Genomic DNA, 4,315 nt, shown 5'->3' with positions numbered 1-4,315 from the left:
GGCCGCGAGCCGACGACGATGGCCGCCTGCAGGGCGGCGCCCGAAGAGATGCCGACCGGCACGCCTTCGAGGCGGGCGACGAGGCGGGCATTGGCCACGGAATCCTCGTTCGACACTTTGACGATCTCGTCATAGATCGTCGTGTCGAGGATTTTGGGCGCAAAGCCGGCGCCGATGCCCTGGATTTTGTGCGGGCCGGGCTGGCCGCCCGACAGAACAGGCGAGGAGTCCGGCTCGACGGCGACGACATGCACGGAGGGCTTGCGCTTCTTCAGCACCTGGCCGACGCCGGTGATGGTGCCGCCGGTGCCGATGCCGGCGACGAAGATGTCGACCTCGCCATGCGTATCGTTCCAGATTTCCTCGGCCGTCGTCGTGCGATGGATTTCTGGATTGGCCGGGTTCTCGAACTGCTGCGGGATGATCGCGTTGGGGATCGTCGCTGCCAGTTCGTCGGCCTTGGCGATGGCGCCCTTCATACCTTTCGGGCCTTCTGTCAGCACCAGCTCGGCGCCCAGCAGCGCCAGCATTTTCCGGCGCTCGATCGACATCGTTTCGGGCATCGTCAGGATCAGCTTGTAGCCCTTGGCGGCAGCGGCGAAGGCAAGCGCAATGCCGGTGTTGCCCGACGTCGGTTCGATCAGCGTGGTCTTGCCGGGAGAGATCTTGCCCGACGCCTCCAGCGCCTCGATCATCGCCACGCCGATGCGGTCCTTGACCGAGGCGATCGGATTGAAGAATTCGAGCTTGGCGATGAGATTGGCGACGATGCCCTTTTCCCGGGCGAACTTGTCGAGCCGCACCAGGGGCGTATCGCCGATCGTGTCGGTGATGGAATCGTAGACGCGGCCGCGGCCGGGCACGCGGGCTGATGTGGCGGGCTTCTTCATTTGTTTCGCTCCCAGAACTTCAGGCGAGTAAGGATTTCAGGCAAGTGGAATTGCAGGCAAGATAGGACCTTCGACCGTGCAAGATAGACTGTCGATTGAAAATATCCGAGTGGGACCTGTGTCTAAAACAGTGCCGTCTCGGAAAAGCATTTCCCGCAAAGGCCTGTTTGCGAAATGCTTTGGCCGAAAGCTCGCTATTGGCGGGCGGCAATCGCTGCAGCAGCACCGACCATGAAGCCGGCAGCCGTGCGGTTCAGCGCCTTGAGCGCGCGCGGAGATTTCAGGAACCAGCGCGCCTTGGCAGCCAGCGCAAGATACGGCACCAGCACCACCAACAGCACGACAACGGTCAGCGCGACGAGGATACCATAGTCTGCCAGCGTGATGGTTTTCAGGTCGACGATGGTCGGCGTGATGGCGAGATAGAAGATCATCGTCTTCGGATTGCCGAGCGTGACAGTCAGGCCGGCGGCAAAGCTCGACAGCAATCCCGCGCTGCCCGTTCGGGCCTCGACGGTCTCGGGCGTGATGCCGCTGTTCCAGAAGCGCCAGCCGAGGAAGGCGAGATAGGCGACGCCGAGCCATTTGATGGCCAGGAAAACCATGCCGAAACTCTGTGCGACGAAGGCGAGGCCAAGCACCACGGCGGTCAGATAGGTGATGTCGCCCACCATCAGGCCAAAGGACATCGCCAGCGACGAGCGGAAGCCGGAGCCGAGCGCACGCGCGACCAGCGCGGTGATGCCGGGACCAGGGATCGCGGCTGCGATGCCGAGGGCGGCGCTGTAGGCGAGGAATCCGGTAAGGGTCATGGCATTCGTCTCAGATCAGAATGCCTTGTCGCATGGGACCGGCTAAGATTGAATTCCCTGGGGTCGGATTCTATTGCACCAGATATCGGGGGCCTCGCCTCACGAAGCCCCCTCATCCGGCCGCTTCGCGGCCACCTTCTCCCCACTGGGGAGAAGAGACGAGCACGGGCCCGCCTACCTCCTCTACCCGCCGGGGAGAGGTCGGATTGTCCCGAATTGCTCTTCGCAATTCGGTTGGCAATCCGGGTGAGGGGGCCTGCGCTACCCAAGCAGATCAGGAGCGACCGTCGCCATGGGTGACACGCCAGATGGTACCGTTGCCGTCCTCGGTGACGATCAGCGCGCCATCCATGGTCACCGCCACACCGACCGGCCGGCCCCAGACCTCGCCGTTGGAGACGAAGCCGGTGATGAAATCCTCATATTCGCCGGTCGGCTTGCCGTCCTTGAACAGCAATCGCACCACCTTATAGCCGGTCCGGTTGCCGCGGTTCCATGAACCGTGCAGAGCGACGAAAGCATCGCCCTTGTATTCGGCCGGAAAGCTCTTCCCTTCGTAGAAGGCGATGTTGAGCGGAGCCGAATGCGCCTGCATCAGCACATCGGGAACGGTCGTTTTGCCGGCAAGATCGGGGCGCTCACCCTTGTGGCGCGGATCCTCATTGTCGCCGATATAGTACCAGGGCCAGCCATAGAAGGCGCCCTCCTTGACCACGGTCGCGTATTCGGGCGGCACATTGTCGCCAAGCGCATCGCGTTCGTTGACGACGCACCACAGCGCGCCGGTCGCCGGCTGCACGGTCATACCCGAGCAGTTGCGCAGGCCGGTGGCAAAGATGCGGCCGTTCTTGCCATCGGGATCGAAGGCCAGCACGCCGGCGCGGCCGTCTTCGGAACCCCAGGCTGCACCCAACGGCTGCGACTTCGCCCAGGCGTCGAGGCCGCCCTTCGGTTCCTTGCCCATGCGCTCGGCGACATTCGATCCCGAGCCGACCGACAGATAAAGCGTCTTGCCATCAGGCGAGAAGGCGATGTCGCGGGTCCAGTGATGATTGGCCGGGATGTTGCCGACGATGGTTTCCGGATCGCCGGAGGCCTTCAGGTCGCCATTGCGGTAGGCAAAGCGCACGATGCTGTCGCTATTGGCGACATAGACCCATTGCGGGTCAGCGCCCGGCGGATAGAAGGCAATGCCATAGGGCCGTTTGAGACTGCCGGCAAAGATGCCGTCCTGCACAGGGCTCGCACCGCCTTCGGCGAGGCGATAGATGCGGACCTGGTTGGCTTTGCTGTCGGCGACGAACAGGTCGCCGTTCGGCGCGACGCGCACGACGCGTGGATTGTCGATGCCGGATGCAACCAGCTCGGCCGAGAATCCCGGCGGCAGTTGCAGCTTCGCGTCTGCCGGCATGTCCGCAACGCCGGCGCTGTTAGAGGTCGATCTGTTGGCATAGGGCTTAGGCAGATCATCCGGTTCGATCAGGCGGCGTGTGCCCGGCTTGTCGGCTCGCCAGTCACCGAAGGCGTCCGCGCCTTTCAGCACCGGCTCGTCCGCCTGCTGGGCGAATGAAGCGGTCGAGAGAAACAGTGCGGCGGAAAGTGCGGAGCCGGCAAAACGCATCATTCGGTCCTCCAATGTTTGGGCGTGAAAACAGGAACGACCGGTTTCGTCGATCGTTCCACGGCACATGATGAGGTGGAGGAAGCTTCCGGTTCCCCGGTTCAGGTCCCGGCGGCGTAAAAATCGTCGTCGAGGCGTTTTTCCAACTCGACGAGATCGGCCGGCAGCGGCAGGCCCATGGCGCGCATTTCCTGCAGTTTTTCGCGCAACTGCTCCTGGATCTCGTGCTGGTCTTCCGGCTGGTTGACCATCTCCTCCAGCAGGAGGCTGATCCGGGCCTTGAATTCTTCGAGCGCCATCATCGTCTCCTCGGTTGGATCAGCTCAGCGCAGCATGCGTGAAATCAGCTGCGCCGTATAGTCGACCATTGGGACGATGCGCGCGTAGTTCAGCCGGGTCGGGCCGATGACGCCGAGCGCGCCGACGACGCGGGCATCCTTGTCGCGATAAGGCGCCACCACCAGCGACGAGCCCGACAGCGAAAACAGCTTGTTTTCCGAGCCGATGAAGATGCGCACGCCCGAGCCCTGCTCGGCGAGGTCAAGCAGCTGGATAAGCCCGTCCTGCGTCTCCATGTCCTCGAACAGATGCCGCAGCAGTTCGATGTCGGCCTGGGCGGTGACGTTTTCGAGCAGATTGGCGCGCCCGCGCACGATGAGCCGTGCCGGCAGGCCGCTATCGGCGCCGGCCCACACCGCCAGCCCCTTCTCGACTAGGTCCTGCGACAGCGTGTCGAGCGCGGCCCTGGTTTCTTCCTTGATGCGGGCGATCTCGATCCGCGCCTCGGCCAGCGTGCGGCCGCGTATATGGGCGTTAAGGAAATTCGAGGCCTCGTGCAGTTGCGAGACGGTGATGCCGGCGGGCAGCTCGACGACGCGATTTTCGACGTCGCCATTCTGCGACACCAGCACTGCCAGCGCCTTGGTCGGTTCGAGCTGGATGAATTCGATGTGCTTCAGCGCCACCTCGTTCTTGGCGGCCAGCACCAGGCC

At 63.4% G+C, this 4,315-nt stretch carries 5 protein-coding genes; all 5 read right to left on the bottom strand.

Annotation, left to right across the window (positions count from 1 at the left end; translation table 11 throughout):
* A partial coding sequence (gene cysK, locus EN964_RS26435; protein ID WP_127276921.1) for a cysteine synthase A occupies positions 1-890 on the bottom strand: 890 nt, incomplete at its 3' end.
* A gap of 194 nt (positions 891-1,084) precedes the next feature.
* On the bottom strand, positions 1,085-1,702 hold the full coding sequence (locus tag EN964_RS26430) for a LysE family translocator (RefSeq protein WP_127267552.1): 618 nt from the start codon (positions 1,700-1,702) through the stop codon (positions 1,085-1,087).
* Between the two features lie 274 nt (positions 1,703-1,976).
* Entirely contained in the window at positions 1,977-3,326 is a 1,350-nt protein-coding gene (locus tag EN964_RS26425) for a sorbosone dehydrogenase family protein (protein WP_127267551.1), read from the bottom strand.
* Between the two features lie 98 nt (positions 3,327-3,424).
* Positions 3,425-3,622, bottom strand: coding sequence for a hypothetical protein (locus tag EN964_RS26420; protein WP_023814156.1), 198 nt, complete (start codon positions 3,620-3,622; stop codon positions 3,425-3,427).
* Positions 3,623-3,646: 24 nt separating this feature from the next.
* Positions 3,647-4,315 (bottom strand): heat-inducible transcriptional repressor HrcA (locus EN964_RS26415; RefSeq protein WP_164776002.1); only part of this gene is annotated, 669 nt, incomplete at its 5' end.

The organism is Mesorhizobium sp. M7A.F.Ca.CA.001.10.2.1 (assembly GCF_003998575.1).
Classification (GTDB): domain Bacteria; phylum Pseudomonadota; class Alphaproteobacteria; order Rhizobiales; family Rhizobiaceae; genus Mesorhizobium.
Note: the sequence above shows the minus strand (reverse complement) of the source record. Positions and strands in the feature narration are given on the sequence as shown.

What these genes read in the sequence shown, in the direction of transcription:
- EN964_RS26425 (WP_127267551.1), bottom strand. Translation starts at nt 3,326, where the DNA reads ATGATGCGTTTTGCCGGCTCCGCACTTTCCGCCGCACTGTTTCTCTCG.
- EN964_RS26420 (WP_023814156.1), bottom strand. Translation starts at nt 3,622, where the DNA reads ATGGCGCTCGAAGAATTCAAGGCCCGGATCAGCCTCCTGCTGGAGGAG.
- EN964_RS26430 (WP_127267552.1), bottom strand. Translation starts at nt 1,702, where the DNA reads ATGACCCTTACCGGATTCCTCGCCTACAGCGCCGCCCTCGGCATCGCA.